This is a genomic window from Mycolicibacterium confluentis (genome assembly GCF_010729895.1).
Classification (GTDB): domain Bacteria; phylum Actinomycetota; class Actinomycetes; order Mycobacteriales; family Mycobacteriaceae; genus Mycobacterium; species Mycobacterium confluentis.
Window position 1 is genome coordinate 636,233 of record NZ_AP022612.1, and the last position, 16,201, is coordinate 652,433.

At 67.0% G+C, this 16,201-nt stretch carries 16 protein-coding genes; 12 read left to right on the forward strand and 4 right to left on the reverse strand.

Annotation, left to right across the window (positions count from 1 at the left end; all coding sequences use genetic code 11):
- The first annotated feature begins 164 nt into the window (after positions 1-164).
- The 12 genes from G6N34_RS02970 (at position 165) to G6N34_RS03025 (ending at position 11,589) form a co-directional block, all read left to right on the forward strand.
- Positions 165-896 carry an SDR family NAD(P)-dependent oxidoreductase gene (locus G6N34_RS02970; RefSeq protein WP_179965719.1) on the forward strand — a complete coding sequence of 244 codons (732 nt, stop codon included), beginning with the start codon at positions 165-167 and terminating at the stop codon, positions 894-896.
- Positions 893-2,158: a YlbE family protein gene (locus tag G6N34_RS02975; protein ID WP_234813057.1), complete on the forward strand. Its 1,266-nt coding sequence runs from the start codon at positions 893-895 to the stop codon at positions 2,156-2,158. The genes G6N34_RS02970 and G6N34_RS02975 overlap by 4 nt, the downstream gene beginning before the upstream one ends.
- Complete coding sequence (locus G6N34_RS02980) at positions 2,155-2,934, forward strand: SDR family NAD(P)-dependent oxidoreductase (RefSeq protein ID WP_085155042.1); 780 nt, start codon at positions 2,155-2,157, stop codon at positions 2,932-2,934. The genes G6N34_RS02975 and G6N34_RS02980 overlap by 4 nt, the downstream gene beginning before the upstream one ends.
- Complete coding sequence (locus G6N34_RS02985; protein ID WP_085155040.1) at positions 2,931-3,995, forward strand: hypothetical protein; 1,065 nt, start codon at positions 2,931-2,933, stop codon at positions 3,993-3,995. Before G6N34_RS02980 ends, G6N34_RS02985 begins: the two co-directional genes overlap by 4 nt.
- Positions 3,988-5,289: a type I glutamate--ammonia ligase gene (locus tag G6N34_RS02990; protein WP_085155038.1), complete on the forward strand. Its 1,302-nt coding sequence runs from the start codon at positions 3,988-3,990 to the stop codon at positions 5,287-5,289. Before G6N34_RS02985 ends, G6N34_RS02990 begins: the two co-directional genes overlap by 8 nt.
- Positions 5,286-6,671: a glutamine synthetase family protein gene (locus G6N34_RS02995; RefSeq protein ID WP_085155036.1), complete on the forward strand. Its 1,386-nt coding sequence runs from the start codon at positions 5,286-5,288 to the stop codon at positions 6,669-6,671. Before G6N34_RS02990 ends, G6N34_RS02995 begins: the two co-directional genes overlap by 4 nt.
- A gap of 36 nt (positions 6,672-6,707) precedes the next feature.
- The gene (locus G6N34_RS03000; RefSeq protein WP_085155034.1) at positions 6,708-7,640 is read left to right on the forward strand and encodes an alpha/beta hydrolase; all 933 of its coding nucleotides are present in this window, start codon (positions 6,708-6,710) and stop codon (positions 7,638-7,640) included.
- Positions 7,637-8,365, forward strand: a complete 729-nt coding sequence (locus tag G6N34_RS03005; RefSeq protein WP_085155032.1) for an SDR family NAD(P)-dependent oxidoreductase — start codon at positions 7,637-7,639, stop codon at positions 8,363-8,365. The genes G6N34_RS03000 and G6N34_RS03005 overlap by 4 nt, the downstream gene beginning before the upstream one ends.
- A 145-nt stretch (positions 8,366-8,510) precedes the next feature.
- Positions 8,511-9,983: a flavin-containing monooxygenase gene (locus tag G6N34_RS03010; RefSeq protein ID WP_085155030.1), complete on the forward strand. Its 1,473-nt coding sequence runs from the start codon at positions 8,511-8,513 to the stop codon at positions 9,981-9,983.
- Positions 9,984-9,995: 12 nt separating this feature from the next.
- Positions 9,996-10,733: a gamma-glutamyl-gamma-aminobutyrate hydrolase family protein gene (locus G6N34_RS03015; protein ID WP_085155028.1), complete on the forward strand. Its 738-nt coding sequence runs from the start codon at positions 9,996-9,998 to the stop codon at positions 10,731-10,733.
- 144 nt (positions 10,734-10,877) lie between these two features.
- Complete coding sequence (locus tag G6N34_RS03020; protein WP_085155026.1) at positions 10,878-11,312, forward strand: hypothetical protein; 435 nt, start codon at positions 10,878-10,880, stop codon at positions 11,310-11,312.
- A gap of 46 nt (positions 11,313-11,358) precedes the next feature.
- Entirely contained in the window at positions 11,359-11,589 is a 231-nt protein-coding gene (locus G6N34_RS03025; protein WP_085155025.1) for a hypothetical protein, read from the forward strand.
- Positions 11,590-11,757: 168 nt separating this feature from the next.
- Here G6N34_RS03025 and G6N34_RS03030 read toward each other — a convergent pair whose 3' ends face one another.
- From G6N34_RS03030 to G6N34_RS03045, 4 genes are all read right to left on the reverse strand, one after another.
- Positions 11,758-13,356: an AMP-binding protein gene (locus G6N34_RS03030; protein ID WP_085155021.1), complete on the reverse strand. Its 1,599-nt coding sequence runs from the start codon at positions 13,354-13,356 to the stop codon at positions 11,758-11,760.
- An 83-nt stretch (positions 13,357-13,439) separates the two neighbouring features.
- A complete protein-coding gene (locus G6N34_RS03035; protein ID WP_085155019.1) occupies positions 13,440-13,676 on the reverse strand; it encodes a hypothetical protein in 237 nt (78 codons plus the stop codon).
- 2 nt (positions 13,677-13,678) lie between these two features.
- Entirely contained in the window at positions 13,679-14,785 is a 1,107-nt protein-coding gene (locus G6N34_RS03040; protein WP_085155017.1) for an NDMA-dependent alcohol dehydrogenase, read from the reverse strand.
- A gap of 22 nt (positions 14,786-14,807) precedes the next feature.
- On the reverse strand, positions 14,808-16,082 hold the full coding sequence (locus G6N34_RS03045; protein WP_085155015.1) for a cytochrome P450: 1,275 nt from the start codon (positions 16,080-16,082) through the stop codon (positions 14,808-14,810).
- Between the last annotated feature and the right edge of the window lie 119 nt (positions 16,083-16,201).

Sequence of the window (16,201 nt, forward strand, 5' to 3'; positions counted from 1 at the left end):
GCGGTCAATGTGAGTATGTCCCGGCCATTGGGCCATAGCGGTGGTACCACGCGGGTGCCCGGATGCGTCAAGTGCTAAAAGACCTAAAAACTTGACCAATAGGTCTTTATGGGTGAGACTGATGTCACTTCACAAGTGAGATATGAACCAGAAGGGGTATGGCGGTGGGAAACAAAGTCATCGTTACCGGCGGTGCGGGCGTCATCGGCCAGGCGATCTGCAGGCGTCTCATGGAGAGCGGCTATGTCGCCATCGCGGCCGACCTCAAGCCGGCGATCGACGCGCTGGACGTCGACGCCGCAGGGTTGACCGGCGCCCTGGCTGTGACGATGGACGTGAGTGACCGTGAAAGTGTTTCGGCGGCAGTTGCATCCGTCGTCGATCCAGGTGAGACGCTCTACGGACTGGTGAACTGCGCAGGCATCCTGCGGGATTCATTCCTGGGCGAGTTGGATGAGGCGAAGCTGGAGCTGATGTTCCAGGTGAACATCGCCGGCATGGCCCGGGTCACCGACGAGGTGGCGCCACTGCTCACCGAGGGCAGCGCGATCGTCAACATCGGCAGCCTGACCGGACACTTCGGCCGGTTCCGGGGCGCCTCGGTCTACGGCGCCACCAAGGCCGGCATTGCCGCCTACACCCGTTATGTCGCAGAGGAACTCGCGCCCCGCGGGATTCGGGTCAACAACGTCGCCCCCGGCGTCATCCGGGCCCCGATGAGCCCTTCGATGGCGCGGGTGTCCGGCGGCGAGGAGGTCAGCGCCAGCTACGCGATGCTCAAGCGCATCGGTGAGCCCGAAGAGGTCGCCGAGGCCGTCGAGTTCCTGATCTCGCCGCGGGCCTCGTTCATCACCGCGCAGACGCTGCTGGTCGACGGAGGGGTGGTCGCCTGGTGACCGCCACCATTGAGAACCCCACGTCCGTCGAGGCGGCGAACGCCACCGCGTTCGCGCGACTCAACGAGGCCGATCCGTGGGTCGTCGACGTCGCGCCGGCCCGCGATGTGCTGCCCGGCTACCGCGACAACCTCGTCCTGACGTCGGGTGCGCCGATGCCGTGGTCGGACTACACCGGTGGGCAGCGCGAAGCGCTCATCGGCGGCGCGCTGTTCGAGGGGCTGGCGCAGACCCGGGAGGAGGCGATCGAAGGCTTCGAGTCGGGACGCATTGAGGTCGGCGCCTGCCACGACTACTCGGCGGTCGGATCCCTGGCCGGAATCTACACGGCGTCAATGCCGGTCTTCGTCGTCGAGAACCGCGCGCACGGCAACCGCGGCTTCTGCAATTTCTACGAGGGCAAGGAACCGCGACGGCTCAACTACGGCTGCTACGACGACGGTGTCCGCGACCGCCTGCTGCATGTGAACAACGTGCTCGCGCCGGTGGTGGGGGAGGCGATCCGCCGTCAGGGCGGCATCGCGCTCAAGCCGCTGATTGCCCGCGCACTCCGGATGGGCGACGAGGTGCACAGCCGCAACGCGGCCGCCTCGATCCTGTTCAACCGCGAGATCATGCCCGCGATCCTGGACATGGTCGACGACAAGGTCCCCGGCGTCCGGGAGACCATCCTGCACCTGGCCGAGAACGACTACTTCTTCCTGCGGCTCTCGATGGCCGCCGCGAAGGCGTCGGCCGACGCAATGGTCGTGCCGGGGTCCACCCTGGTCTCGGCGATGGCCTTCAGCTGCCGCGGCTTCGCGATCAAGCTGGCGGGTCTCGGCGACACCTGGTTCGAGGGGCCGCCACCGATCCACCAGGGCAAGCTGTTCGCCGGCCACACCGAGGATGAGATCACCTGGATGGGCGGTGAGTCCCCGATCACCGAGACCATCGGCCTGGGCGGATTCGCCCAGGCCTGCGCGCTGTCACTGCAGGAGTACCAGGGCGGTTCCCCCGAGGTGATGATCGAGCGGAATCAAGAGATGTATGCCATCACCTACGGTGAGAACAGCACGTACCGCATCCCGCTGTTCGCGTTCCGCGGCACGCCCACCGGCATCGACGCCCGCAAGGTTCTGCAGACCGGCGTCCTGCCCGTGATGGACGTCGGACTCGCGGGCCGCGACGGCGGCCAGATCGGAGCCGGTGTCATTCGTGCACCGCGGGAGTGCTTCGCTGACGCCATGGCTGAGCACGAGCGTAGGTACGGGCCGGCATGACCTCCGCACCACCTGCCAAGACCCTCGCGTTGACGTTCAGCGGGGGCGACGCCGTCGTCACCGGCGCGGCTTCCGGTATCGGCGCGGCCACCGCGCGCACGCTGATGCGTTCGGGTGTGCGCACCATCCGGCTTGACGTCCGCGAACCGGAACCAGACCCGCAGTTCGGCGCGGACACGCAGGTCTGCTGCGCGGCCGATGTTCGCGACACCGACCTGACCGGTCGGCTCGCGGCGGCCGGAATCGCGGTGGACAACGTCGGCTACGTGGTGAACTGCGCCGGGATCATCGAGACCACCGGTTTCGGCGGGGTGACCCGCGAACAGTGGCTGCGGTGCCTGGACATCAACCTGGTCGGCGCGTACAACGTGCTCGACGCGTTGACGCCCTCGCTGCGCCGCTCCCCGGCGGCGGCGGTGGTCAACATCGCTTCGATCGAGGCCACCCGGGTGGTGGCGCTGACCGACCCCGACCCGACTCCGCAGTACGCGGCGTCGAAGGCCGGTCTGCGGATGCTCACCCAGAGTGCGGCACGGGCCCTGTCGGCCGACGGGGTGCGGGTCAACAGCGTCTCACCCGGGTTCGTGGCCACCGCCATGGCCGCGGCTCACGGCGACACCAGCAGCCTGCCGCCCTCCCTGGCGCCGCGAGTGCCCGCCGGGCGGTTCGCCACCGCCGATGAGATCGCGAACGCCGTGGCGTTCCTGCTCAGCGACCAGGCCAGCTACATCACCGGTGCTGACCTGCGGGTCGACGGAGGCTTCCAGCTCTCATGACCGCCTCGGTGCCGCCGGTGGTGGCCTATGAACCGTCGCTGGGGCGCGATGCGCGCCAGGGCAGCTGGGAAGAACTCGCCCGCGGCACGTTCCGGACCGCGATCGACAGGGTGCACGCGGCCGAGTGGGAGGCAGCGGCGCGGCTCGTCGAGGTGTCGGTGCTCGAGGCCGACGAACTGCGCGACGTCTACGACCGCTGGCCCACCGCGACGCTGCAGTGGGTCCGGGACCGCGGCGCGTCCGAGGTGGACGTCGAGGACGCAGTGCGCCGACTCGGCGATCTGATCGGCGCGCCCGCAATGAACGGCATCGTGAGTGAATGGCCGCGGTACACCGCCGCGGTCGCGGTGGCCGCGCGGCTGTGTCGCGAGCAGGATCCGGCGGCGGCGGAGGGCATCGAGGCTGCGCGGCACGTGTGGCAGGGCATTCACGACCGTGCTGTCGACCGAGTCGCCGGGATGATCGACATCGCCGTCAGGCTGGTCGGGGAGTCGGCCCTCGGCGAGCTGTGGGACTTCCTGATGGGGGACTGGTACGACATCCACGAGCGGCGGTACGCGCTGGACAACCAGCCGTGGGAGCAGTCGGCGCATCAGTTGATGATCGCCATTGTCGACGGTTTCCACGCCCATCTGGCCGGGACCGGACGGCAGGGCGACATCGAGTTGGTCGAAGAACCGCACCGGACCGGCTTCCGGTTCGCCCCGTGCGGGTCGGGTGGGCGTTCGGTGGATCCCGCGATCACCGACGGCCGCCCGCGGTCTGGGGCTCCGTTCGGTTTCGCGGTCACCACACAGGCACACGACTGGGCCTGGAACACCGTCGGCATCTGCTCCTACTGCGTGCACTGCTGCCAGCTCAACGAGGTCATGCCGATCGACCGGCTGGGCTACCCGACGCGGGTGATCGACCCACCGACATGGGGGCCCGAAGCCACCACTACGTCGTGCACCTGGTGGGTCTACCACGACCCCGCCGACGTGCCTGATTCCGTCTATCGCCGGGTCGGCCGCGACCCCGCCCGGCGACCGAGTCCACGAAAGGAGCTGGAACATGACTGACACCGTGGCCACGACGCAGCTTGAAGTCGTCGACTACGACTTGGGGCTGCGCGGCAAGCTCGCGCGGGCCGGCAAGACCCGCGGCGGTTCGGCTCTCTCGTTCTGCACCATCCTCTACGGCCTGTCGGTGATCGACGACGTCACCGACACGCCGTTCAGCAACGCCGCCAACGGCTATCCCGATGCACCGCTGGTGCCCGACGAGTCGACCCGCATCGAGCTGCCGTGGCGGCCGGGCACCGATGCGGTGATCGCCGAACTGATCGGCGCCGACGGTCGGCCGCTGGAGCTCTCACCGCGTGCCGTCCTGGGATCGTTGAACCAGGGTTACGCCGAGCTGGGTCTGCAGCCGGTGCTGGGCTTCGAATACGAGATGTGGCTGTTCGTGGAGTCCCCCGGTGCCCCGGGGGTGGGCGGCGCCCTGCCGGGTTACGTTCCCTTCGGCCGCACCGAGAACGCCTACAGCCTCACCCGTGGCAATGAAATCCATTCGCTGGCAACAGAGTTCATCAACCGGATGCAGCAGGTTGGCATTGAGGTGGAGATGTTCCACGGGGAGTTGGGGCCCGGATTCTTCGAGTTCACCCTCGCGCCGGCGCCCGCGATCCGTGCGGCGGACAATGCCGCCCGCGCGCGCCAGTACCTGCGCGACCTGTGCGCCGAGCGGGGAATGCACGCCAGTTTCATGTCGAAACCCTTCGCCGACAAGTCAGGCGCCGGGGGGCACGTGCATTCGAGCCTCACTCGTGACGGGGTCAACGTGTTCGCCGACGAGACCGGCGCCGCTCTCTCGGAGGTGGGCACCCACTACCTGGCCGGCCTCTTGGCGGGTATGCCCGACACGGCGTTGATGATGAATCCGAATGTCAACTCCTACAAGCGCATCGATCCCGAGATGTACACACCGTCGGTCGCGGACTGGGGCTACGACAACCGGAGCGCCGCGGCCCGCGTGCTGCTCGGCGAGCGGAAGTCCGCGCGCGTCGAACATCGTCGCCCCGGCGCGGATGCCAACCCCTACCTCGTCGCGGCTGCGCTGCTGGCCGCCGGCCTGCGCGGCCTCCGGGAGCGGATGGCGCTGCCGGGCGGCGATTCAGATCCGGTCGCACTGCCCGGTGACCTCGGTGCGGCGCTGAGCCGGTTCGAGGGCTCAGTGTGGCTGCCCGAACTGCTCGGCAATCAGTTCTGCGCCTCGTTTGCGGCCACTCGCCGTGCCGAACTGCAGCGTTACGAGACGTGGTTGCAGAAGACGATCACCAGTTGGGAACTCACTCGACATCTGGAGCACCAATGACGACACCTGACGCAAACCTGTTGGACCTCGACCAGTTCGAGGCTCTCGCCCGCACCGGTGAGATCAACACCGTGGTGTGCGCTGCGCCCGATCCGTACGGGCGGCTGGTGGGAAAGCGCCTGAGCATCCCGGCTTTCCGTGAACTGGGTTTGAGCGGCGCCGGTGTCGCCGCCAGCGGTTTCATCTTCGCCGTCGACCTCGAGATGGCGCCGCTGGACCTGCCGGTGTCCAACGCCGCCAACGGCTGGGCCGACATCCGGCTGGTGCCCGATCTGACGACACTGCGCCGGGTGCCCTGGGAACCCCATGTTGCGCTGGTGATCTGCGACACCTACGAGATGGGATCGGACACCCTGCTGCCGGTGGCGCCCAGGTCCATCCTCCGCAGGCAGATCGACCGGGCAGCCCAGCAGGGCCTGGCGTTCAAGTTCGCCTCGGAGCTGGAGTTCTACCTGGCGGCGGTGCCGCCGCGACAGGCCTGGGAGCAGGGCTATCGAGAGCTGAAGATGTTGTCGGACTACCGGTCCGACTATCAGATGATCCAGGCCAGCCGCGACGACTGGTTCATCGAGCAGATCCGCAATCAGATGCCGCGGTTCGGCGTGCCCATCGAGTCCTCCAAACCCGAATGGGGACTGGGACAGCAGGAGGTCACCCTCGACTACTGCTCCACCTTGGCGATGGCCGACCGGCACGTGCTGTTCAAGTACGGCGTCAAACAACTCGCGCACCGCGCTGACCTGACCGCGACCTTCATGGCGAAACCGAAGATCGACGACGTCGGCTCGTCGTGCCATCTGCACGTCAGCATGTGGTCGGCCGATGAGTCGACGCCGTTGTGCTGGTCGGAGTCCGAGCCAGGCCGGATGGCGGCCAAGTTCGGCTCCTTTGTCGCCGGACAGCTCGCCCATGCGGTCGACATCAGTCTGCTGTTCGCACCTACGGTCAACTCCTACAAGCGTTTCCAACCGGATCAGTTCGCCGGAACGGCGATCGCGCTCGGTTACGACAACCGGTCGTGCGCGTTCCGGCTGGTGGGCTCGGGCCCGTCGTTCCGGGTGGAGAATCGGATCCCCGGTGCCGACGTGAACCCGTACTACGCCTATGCGGCCACCATCGCCGCCGGGCTCGACGGCATCGAGCGGCAGCTTGAGGCGCCGGAGGTTCTCAACGGAAACGCTTGGACCACAGAGAACATCACCACGGTGCCCACCTCGCTGCATCGCTCGCTTGACCTGTTCGCCGAGAACAAGATGGTGCGGGCGGCCTTCGGCGACGAGGTGTATGACCATCTGCTGGTGTCGGCGCAGAGCGAACTTGTCGCTTTCGATTCCCACACGGTCACCGACTGGGAGTCGCGCCGCTACTACGAGCGCGTGTAGCGCTGCCTGTCAGATCACAAGAAGGAGAAGCCTCACATGCCCATCGATCCCATCGCCCAGAAGATGCTGGACGACGCGAAGGCGTCGGGCCGGCCCAACGCGCATCTGCTGCCGGTTCCGACCGCCCGGGAGAACTTCGAGAACACCTTCGGCGCGTTGGCCAAACCCGACATCTTCCGGACCGTCGACGTCAGTATCCCGACCCGTGACGGCGTGCAGCTTCCGGGCCGTCTCTACCTGCCGTCCGAAGGTTCGGATCTGCCGTTGACCGTCTACTACCACGGCGGGGGATGGCTGCTGGGCAGCATCGACTCCCACGACGTCGCGACGCGCCTGCTGGCCGTGGCATCTGGCAGCGCCGTGCTGTCCGTCGGTTACCGGCGCGGGCCGGAGGCCAGATTCCCGACCGCGGTCAACGACGCGATCGACGCGCTCGAATGGGCGGTCAGTCCGCAGGCGGGCCTCGGCGTCGACACCACGCGGGTCGCCGTCGCCGGCGACAGTGCTGGTGGAAACCTGGCAGCGGCGGTGGCGCTGCACGTCCGTGACGCGGGTGGTCCGGCACTGCGCCACCAGCTTCTGGTCTACCCGGTGACCACCACGGATCTGACGCGCGGGATGGACGCCGAATACGACGGCGTGATGCTCGAACGCGACGAACTGCAGTGGCACCAGGACAACTACCTGTCCAGCCCGGAGGCCGCCTCCGATCCGCGGGTCAATGTCCTGGCCGCCGACCTGAAGGGGCTGGTCGAGGCGACGGTGATCCTGGCTGAGTGTGATCCGATCCGCCCGCAGGGTGAGCTGTACGCCAAAGCCCTTGCCGAGGCCGGTGTCTCAGTGGAAAGTCATCTCACGCCAGGCCTGGTGCACGGGTTCTTCGGTCTCGACGAGGTGTTCCCGACGGCCAACGAGGCCATGACCTTCGCCGGTAAGCGGCTCGCGCAGGCATTGGCCTCGGCGCGATGACGCGCACCGCGCTGGTCACCGGGGCAGGCGGGGGCATCGGTTCGGCGACGGTGCACCGCCTGGCTCGAGACGGTGTCCACGTCATCGCGACCGATCTCAATGAAGCGGCGCAGGAGTTTCCGTCCGGCGTCGAGTACATCGCATTCGACCTGCGCAATGGTGATCCTGCCCAGCTGCTCGAGCCGCTGGCCGGCGGCGGGTTGGACTACCTGGTGAACGCGGCGGGTGTGGCACTGTTCGACCGCGACGGGTCGACGTTGGACATCGATGAGGCCATCTGGGACATCACGCTCGGGGTCAACCTGCATGGGCTGCGGCGGGTCACCACGGCCGCGGTGCCGCACCTGCGCAAGGGCGCGGGCAAGAGCATCGTCAACGTGGCCAGCACGGCGGGTCTGCGCGGGATGGATTCGCCGTTGGACGCCTACCAGGTGAGCAAGGCGGCGGTCGTGTCGCTGACCCAGGCGTTGGCGCTGCAGCTGGGGCCCGAGGGCATCCGCTGCAACACCGTGTGTCCGGGTGCCATCCTGACCCCGATGATCGACTATCTCTACGTCGAGAAGCCGGAACGCCGGACCAACATGGAGCAGCGAACGCCGTTGCGCCGTCTTGGTTTACCGGAGGACATCGCCAGTGCGATTGCGTTCCTGCTCTCGCCGGAGGCGTCGTTCATCACCGCGACCGATCTCGTGGTCGACGGCGGCTGGAGCAATCAGATCAAGTAGGCACCGAAGTGTCCTGAGCGCGGCGCTTGGGCGGTTGACAACTCCACAATTGGTCTAAATAATGAGCCTATAGTGCTTTAAGCGCATTCACGTTCGGGCGACGGCATCGCGGACCGCCCATTCCCCTCACGAACAGGAGACAAGGATGAACGCACCTGCAGGTGCTGCCACACCCCGAGTTGCGATCATCGGGTCTGGGTTCAGCGGCATTGCCGCCGCGATCGCGCTTCGAAAGAAGGGCATCGAGGACTTCACGATCTTCGAACAGGCCCCGGAACTGGGTGGCACGTGGTTCTACAACCGCTACCCCGGCGCGGAGGTCGACCTGGAGTCGCACATCTACTCGTTCTCCTTCGAACGCTACGACTGGACCCGCACCCACGCCGGATGGCAGGAACTGCTCGGCTATCTCAACCACGTGGCGCGTAAATGGGATCTGCCGCGGCGCATTCTGTTCAACGAGAAGGTCGAGGACGTCACGTGGTCGGACTCCGATCACACCTACACCCTGACCACCTCGACGGGGGCCGACCACGGCAGGTTCACCGCGGTGATCAGCGCCGTCGGCTTCCTCAACACCCCGCTGCTGCCGCCTTTCGCGCGCGAGGAGCACGACTTCGAGGGCGTCGTCTGCCACACCTCACGCTGGCCCGAGGGCGCCGATATGACCGGCAAGTCGGTCGGCGTGGTGGGCACCGGATCGTCGGCGGTGCAGATCGTCACTGAGGCCGAGCGGGTCGGCAAGGACGTGAAGATCTTCCAGATCGAGCCGAACTGGTTGCTGCCCAAAGAGAGTCGGGACTTCACGCCAGCCGAACGTCGCCTCAACCAGTTCTCGCCGGTGTACGCATACCGGCGCCTGCGGCTGTACCTGAACTACGACGTGCGTCAGTACCGCTCCAGTCATGCACGGTCCACCGGTATGACCAACAAGCGGAAGCGAAGGGCATCGGAGGCCTTCCTGCAGCAGGAATTGGGATCACGGCCCGATCTGCTCAAACTGGCCACCCCGTCGTTCCCGTACGAAGGCCGGCGCACGGTGGTCAGCGACACCTACTACCGGTCGCTGCTGAGCCCCAAGGTGACTCTTGTGCCGCAGGCGGTCAAGGGGCTGACCCGCACCGGAGCCATCGACGCCAATGGTGACGAGCACGACCTCGACATGATCGTGCTCGCCACCGGCTTCGACGCGGCCAACTACCTGGGCAACTATCGGGTCCATGGCCGCGGCGGAGTGGACCTGCACTCCGAATGGAAAGGCGAGCCCGAGGCCTTCCTCGGAATGATGGTGCCGGGGTTCCCGAACTTCTTCATCATGTACGGCCCCAACACGAACGCGATTCCGCTGGTGTCCTTCTACGAGGCGCAGGCCGGGTTCGTCGCGAGTCTGATTGGGCGGGCGGCCAAGCAGCGCCGCAGCACCATCGAGGTGCGACGGTCGGCGTTCGTGATCTACAACGACTGGATCCAGGCGCGGTTGGCCAAGACGGTGTGGTCGCGAACCCGCAACTACTTCCAGGCCGGCACCGGCCGCGTGGTTTCACAGTGGCCGTTCGGTGCCACGTCCTACATCCTGGCCACCAAAGTTCTGCGCCGGATTGCCGTGCGCCTGTCTTGAGATAGGAAGACATTGTCTGCGAAGCCGATTATCGCCGTCACGGTCAACACCTCGGAGTTCTCCTGGATGTTGCACTGGCGGCGGATGTTCGACGGCCTTCAGGAGTGCGGTGCCGTCGCGATGGCCGTGGAGTGTGCCACGGCCACAGTCGATCTGGATGTGTTGATGAATCAGGTCGACGGGCTGATCATCAGCGGGGGTGGCGATGTCGATCCGGCACGATACGGCGGCGACCCCCAGGACCCGACGGTAGGCGGGGTGAATCCGACCCGCGACGCCAACGAGGTCGCGGCGTTCGAGGCCGCGTGGCGGCGCGGTCTCCCCACCTTGGCGATCTGCCGTGGTGCACAACTGGTGAACGCACAGCGGGGCGGCACGCTCTACGCCGATCTGGTCCGCGATCAGGGCTCGGCCATCGTGCATCGGCCGGGCGAGGACCATCTCATGGAGATGGCCCACGACGTCGAGGTGACCGCGGGCTCCCGGCTGGCCGAGTGGATGGCCACGGAGGGCGTGGTGGCGGTCAACAGCCAGCACCACCAGGGCATCCGCGATCTCGCTGACGGATTCGTCGTGGCCGCGCGTGCCACCGACGGGCTGATCGAGGCCTACGAGTCCACCGAGCGACCGTTCCTCGCGGTGCAGTGGCACCCCGAGGTGAACTGGAGCGTGGAGAACTCGTCGCGTCGACTGCTTGAGGCATTCGTCGCGTGCTGCTCGGCGGCCGACCTCGCGGGCGTGGGCGGTTGACCAAACCCGTGTGAAGATCAGAGTGGGGCCACGCCATGTACTCGACCTCCTGATACTGTCGCCACAACCCTGTGCCGACAACATCCCCCGCCGCGGGTGGTGTGGGTCTATCCTTCCGCTAATCGGCACCACGTGAGGAGCGGGATGGCACGCATTCGGACATTTTCGGCGGTGCTCGCCGCGGGCGTGCTCGCCTCGGTGGTGTGGGCAGCCTCGGCCTGGGCTGGTGGACCCAGTGGTGTGATCGAGGGGGACGAGAACATCTCTCAGGCGGTCGGTTCGGGACTGCTCGACGGAACCCTGGTCGGGTACACCGCAACCGGCGTCGACAACGCGGCCGCCTCGGCGGCCGTCATCGCGGCGTGCGAGCGGGCGGGGGCCGTGGAATGCAGCCGCGACGAGGTGACCAACGACAATCTCTGCGTGGTTTCCGTCGGCGCCGATGACGGCTCCGGCATTGTGGCCGGCGGGGCTGGGCCCACCGTCGAAGCCGCCCGCGATGACGCCTTCCGGCATGCCGAGATGGCCGGCGTGCCGCTTGACCCGGCAGCCCGGATCCTGGCATCGGCCTGCCCGTGAGCAGACCGGCCCACATGACACAAACGCGAGGCGAGGGCAGAGCCGAATGACATTTCAGCGAACTGGTGCACTGGTGTTCGTCGGTGTGGCCGTGGCGGCGGTGATCTCGGCTCCGGTGGCCGGTGCTCGGCCGACCTGTCAGGACGCAGGCAGTCACGTCCGGTGCGAGACCAACGGCAGCGTGTCGATCAAGGCGGTGCCACAGACCCGGGCCCCCCACGTGGGTCAGGTGATGCCGCAGAACCAGAATCGGCGAGGAGTCGTCTTCAGCTGGTAGCGGTGGCGCCGGCGGCGGCCGGTACCACGCCGGCGCTGTCACGGACCTTCGTAATACTGCGCTGCGGTGCCACGCTTCTCGCGCCACGGGCGAGTGCGCCGGAGGCGGCGCGCCCTGCGTGGTAGAACACGGGGCTGAAGACCAGCAGAACCCAGATGAGTCCGGCGGTCATGACGTCATCACGTCTCTGTGAGCGTCCGCATCGGTACGCGACACGCCGGGATTTTCTGTACCAACACGGGCGCTCGGCGAAGAAAGGTAGCGCTCGCGGAGCTTGCCCTTGACCAGCTTACCGGTCGGTGTGCGCGGTAGGTCATCGACGAAATCGACTGTGCGCGGGGCCTTGTAGTGTGCGATGCGGTCGCGGGTGTACTCGATGAGATCGCGGGCCAGTTCATCGGAGCCGGGCAGACCCGGCATCAACTGCACGACGGCCTTGACCTGCTCACCCATCTCGGGATCGGGTACGCCGATCACCGCGACGTCGAACACCGCGGGGTGCAGCGTCAGGGTGTTCTCGATCTCCTGCGGGTAGATGTTCACCCCGCCGGAGATGATCATGAACGACTTGCGGTCCGCCAGGTACAGGTAACCGGAGTCGTCGACGTAGCCCAGGTCTCCAACCGTGGTCCACGTCGGATGTTCGGGATGCTGTGCGGCAGCGGTCGTCTCGGCGTCGTTGTGGTACCGGAACGGCAGGGCGTCGCGCTCGAAGTACACCGTGCCGACGGTGCCCGCGGGGAGTTCGGCACCGTCGTCGTCACAGATGTGCAGCACTCCAAGAGCGCTGCGCCCCACCGAACCGGGATGTGCGAGCCACTCGGCGGTGTCGATGAACGTCATGCCGTGTGCCTCGGTGGAGGAGTAGTACTCGTAGACGATGGGGCCCAGCCAGTCGATCATCGCCTGCTTGACGTCCACGGGGCACGGGGCGGCCGCATGGATGACCGTGCGCAGGCTGGAAAGATCGTGCGCGGTGCGGACTTCCGGATCGAGTTTGAGCATCCGCACGAACATCGTCGGGACCATCTGTGTGACCGTCACGCGGTAACGCTCGATGTGCCGCAGGGTCGCCTCGGCGTCGAATCGCTCCGCCAACACCACGGTTCCGCCCAGAGCCTGGACCATCGCACACCAGCGCAGTGGCGCGGCGTGATAGATCGGGGCCGACGACAGGTACATGTCGTCTGAGCTGATTCCGTACCGCGCGCTGGCGATCGCGACGATCGGATCGCCCGGTTCCTCGACGCTGCGATCGGGCAGTTCGGGTCGAATACCTTTGGGGAAACCCGTCGTTCCCGACGAGTACAGCATGACCGCCCCGCTCGGTTCTGCGGTGAGTCGCGGCCCCGCTCCGGCCAACGCCTCTTCAAAGGACGCGTACCCGTCGACCGCACCGCCGAACGCCAACCGCAGCGAAGGCCCGAGGACAGAGGGGGCCAGGTCGCGCAGGGACGCTGAGGCGACCAACGCCTTCGCGCCGGAGTCCCGCGCGATGTAGCCCGCCTCATCCGCGGTCAGGTGATGGTTGATCGCGGTGATGTACAACCCCGAGCGCAGCGCGGCCCACAGCGTCACGAGCGCTTCCGGCCGATTGTCGGACAACAGCGCGACGACGTCACCACGACGCAGTCCGGCGTCGTGCAGCACGCGCGCCAAGGCGGCCGAATCCTCGTCGAGTCGAAGGTAATTCATCACCTCGCCCGTCTCGGCGACGATCACTGCGGGGCGGTCGGGGGCCTGTTCGGCGTGAGTGCCCGGATACATGACGTCCTTCTGGTCGGGGAGACGGTCGGGGAGAGGGTGGGGCCGAGATGACGGGGTGGATGGGGGGCACCCACCCCGTCAAGTCATGCCTCGGCGGTGGCGCGCTGGAAGCGGCCGATCCGTGGCGGACCCGGCAGATAGCCTGCGGTCCAGCGAATCCACCCCTTGGCGTGCCTCTCGCGGTCTGCGATTCGGAACTGCCGGACGAACTCGCCACCGTCGGCGGCGGCGATCAGCACCCGGCGGCGAAGCTCACTCGTCGCTTCTGTCGGTGACAGGGTGCTCGGCAGGTAGAACTCGAAGGTCCGCCAGTCGTCCATGGTCAGAACCGAATCAGCCCGCGCAGGTTGCGACCGTTGTGCATGTCCTCATAGCCCTGGTTGATCTCCTCGAGCGTGTACTCGCGGGTGATCAGTTCGTCGAGCTTGATGCGGCCGGAACCGTACAGTTCGAGCATCCGGGGGATGTCCAGGCGCGGGTTCGACGACCCGAAAAGGCAACCCCTGACCTGCTTCTCGTACAGCGTCAGATCGAACAGCGACATGTCGACCACGGTGTCGGTGGGGTGCGGGATCGCGGTCATCACGACACGACCGCGCTTGCCGACCAGGCTCAGGCCCTGGGCCACATAGGCGCCCTCGGCGCTGGAGGTGGTCACCACGCAGACGTCGGCCATGGTGCCCCGGGTGAGGTCGGTGATCAGTGCCTGCGCCTCCTCGACGGTCGCGGCGGCGTGCGTGGCACCGAACTCGAAGGACCGCTCCCGCTTATAGTCGACCGGATCGAGGGCGATCACGTTGCGCGCGCCGGCGAGCTTGGCGCCCTGGACGGCGTTGATGCCGAGGCCGCCGACACCCATCACCACGACCGTGTCGCCGTCGCTGGCCTCACCGGTGCGCACCGCGGCGCCATAGCCGGTGGTGACGCCGCAGCCGACGAGTGCGGCCTTGTCGAGCGGAATGTCCTTGTCCACCTTGACCACCGAGGCGATCGGCACGACGGTGTACTCCGAGAACGTGCCCAGCACGCACATCTGACCGATGTCCTGCCCGCGTCCATGGAAACGGAACGTGCCGTCCAACTGGGGTCCCGCGACGATCGCGGCGCCGTACACGCACAGGTTGCTGCGTCCGCGCGCACATTCGGTGCAGCGCCCGCAGGCTGGGATGAAGCTCAGCACCACATGATCGCCGACCTCGACCTCGGTCACCCCGGGGCCCACTTCGGCGACCACACCGGCACCCTCGTGCCCGCCCACGACGGGCAGGTTCATCGGCATGTCCCCGGTGACCAGGTGGTCGTCGGAATGGCACAGGCCGCTGGCGGTCAGCTTGACCAGGACCTCCTGCGCGCGGGGCGCGTCGAGTTCGAGTTCCTCGACCTCCCACTTCTGGTGCAGACCCCACAGAACTGCGGCTTTGGTCTTCATGATGTGTCTCCTCTCGAAACTCTCAGCGACGCTCAGGCGTCCACGTGGCGGGCAGGCTGTTGATGCCGTTGATGAAGTTGGCCACCTGGAAGTGGGGCTCGGGGGCGTTGATGTCCGGGATCCGGGTGTACACCTCGGTCAGAAGCGAGCGCAGCATCGTGCGCGCGAGTGCCGCACCCAGACAGAAGTGCGGCCCGCCGCCACCGAAGGCCAAGTGCGGGTTGGGGTTACGCAGGATGTTGAACGTGAAGGGGTCGTCGAACACGTCCTCGTCGCGGTTGGCGGAGTTGTACCACAGCACGACCTTGTCGCCGGCCTTGATCTCCTTGCCCCGCAGCGTGAAGTCCTCGATCGCCGTGCGGCGCATGTGCAGCAGCGGCGACCCCCAGCGCAGCGCCTCCTCGACGGCGGAGTCGACTCGGCCGGGGACGTCGGCCACCAGCAGGTCACGCTGATCGGGGAACTTCGAGAACGCGTGGATGGCCTGCGCGGACGCGTGCCGCGTGGTGTCGTTGGCCGCCACCGCCAGAAGCACGAAGAAGGCCTTCAACTCGTCGTCGGACATCTTCTCGCCGTCGAACTCGGCCTGGACCATCCAGGTCAGCAGGTCGTCGCCGGGGTTGGCCCGGCGCTCGGGGATCAGCAGCGCGGCGGTCTCGTGCAGATCAAAGACGGCCCCGGCGAACAGTTCCAGCGCACTCTTATCACCGCAGACCTCGGGGTCGGTCCAGCCCAGCAGGCGCTGCGCGGCGTTAATGGTCTTCTCGTGGACCTCACCCTCGGGCAGGCCGAAGAAGCTGCCGAAGATGCGACCCGGCAGTTTCACCGAGACCAGTTCGACGAAGTCGCCTTCGCCCAGATGTGCCATCTCCGAGATCAGGTCGCGGGCGTGGCCCTGGATCCAGTCCTGCAGTCGGCGCATGTTGCGCGGCTTGAACGCATCGAGCGTGATGCCGCGCAACTGGGTGTGCCGCGGCGCGTCCATGGCGATGAAGGACTGGGCGATCGAGATCATCTCGAGCGGGAAGTCCTCCATTGTGATGCCCTGCGCCGACGAGAACACCTCGGTGTGCCTGCTGGCCATCCGGATGTCCTCATGCTTGGTCAGCGACCAGAACCCCTTGAGGTTCTGCTCCGGCGGCAGCAGATCGGAGTCGGCGGGCCGGCTCCACGCCACGGGGTTCTCGCGCCGCAGCACCGCGAAGGCTGCGTCGCGCGCGTCGGGCGGTTGAGCCCAGAACTCCCGCGCGCTCAGGTCGATGTCGCCGTGGGTGGTGGCGGGGAAGACGGCGGTCAAAGCAACGTCCTTTCGCTGGCTCGTCCCTCGCTGTGTGTTCCAGGTCACGCAGCGGGTCGGGAGCCAGTCTTGGACACCTCGCCCTGATTTAGACCCGACGTACGGGCCAACTCGCGGCC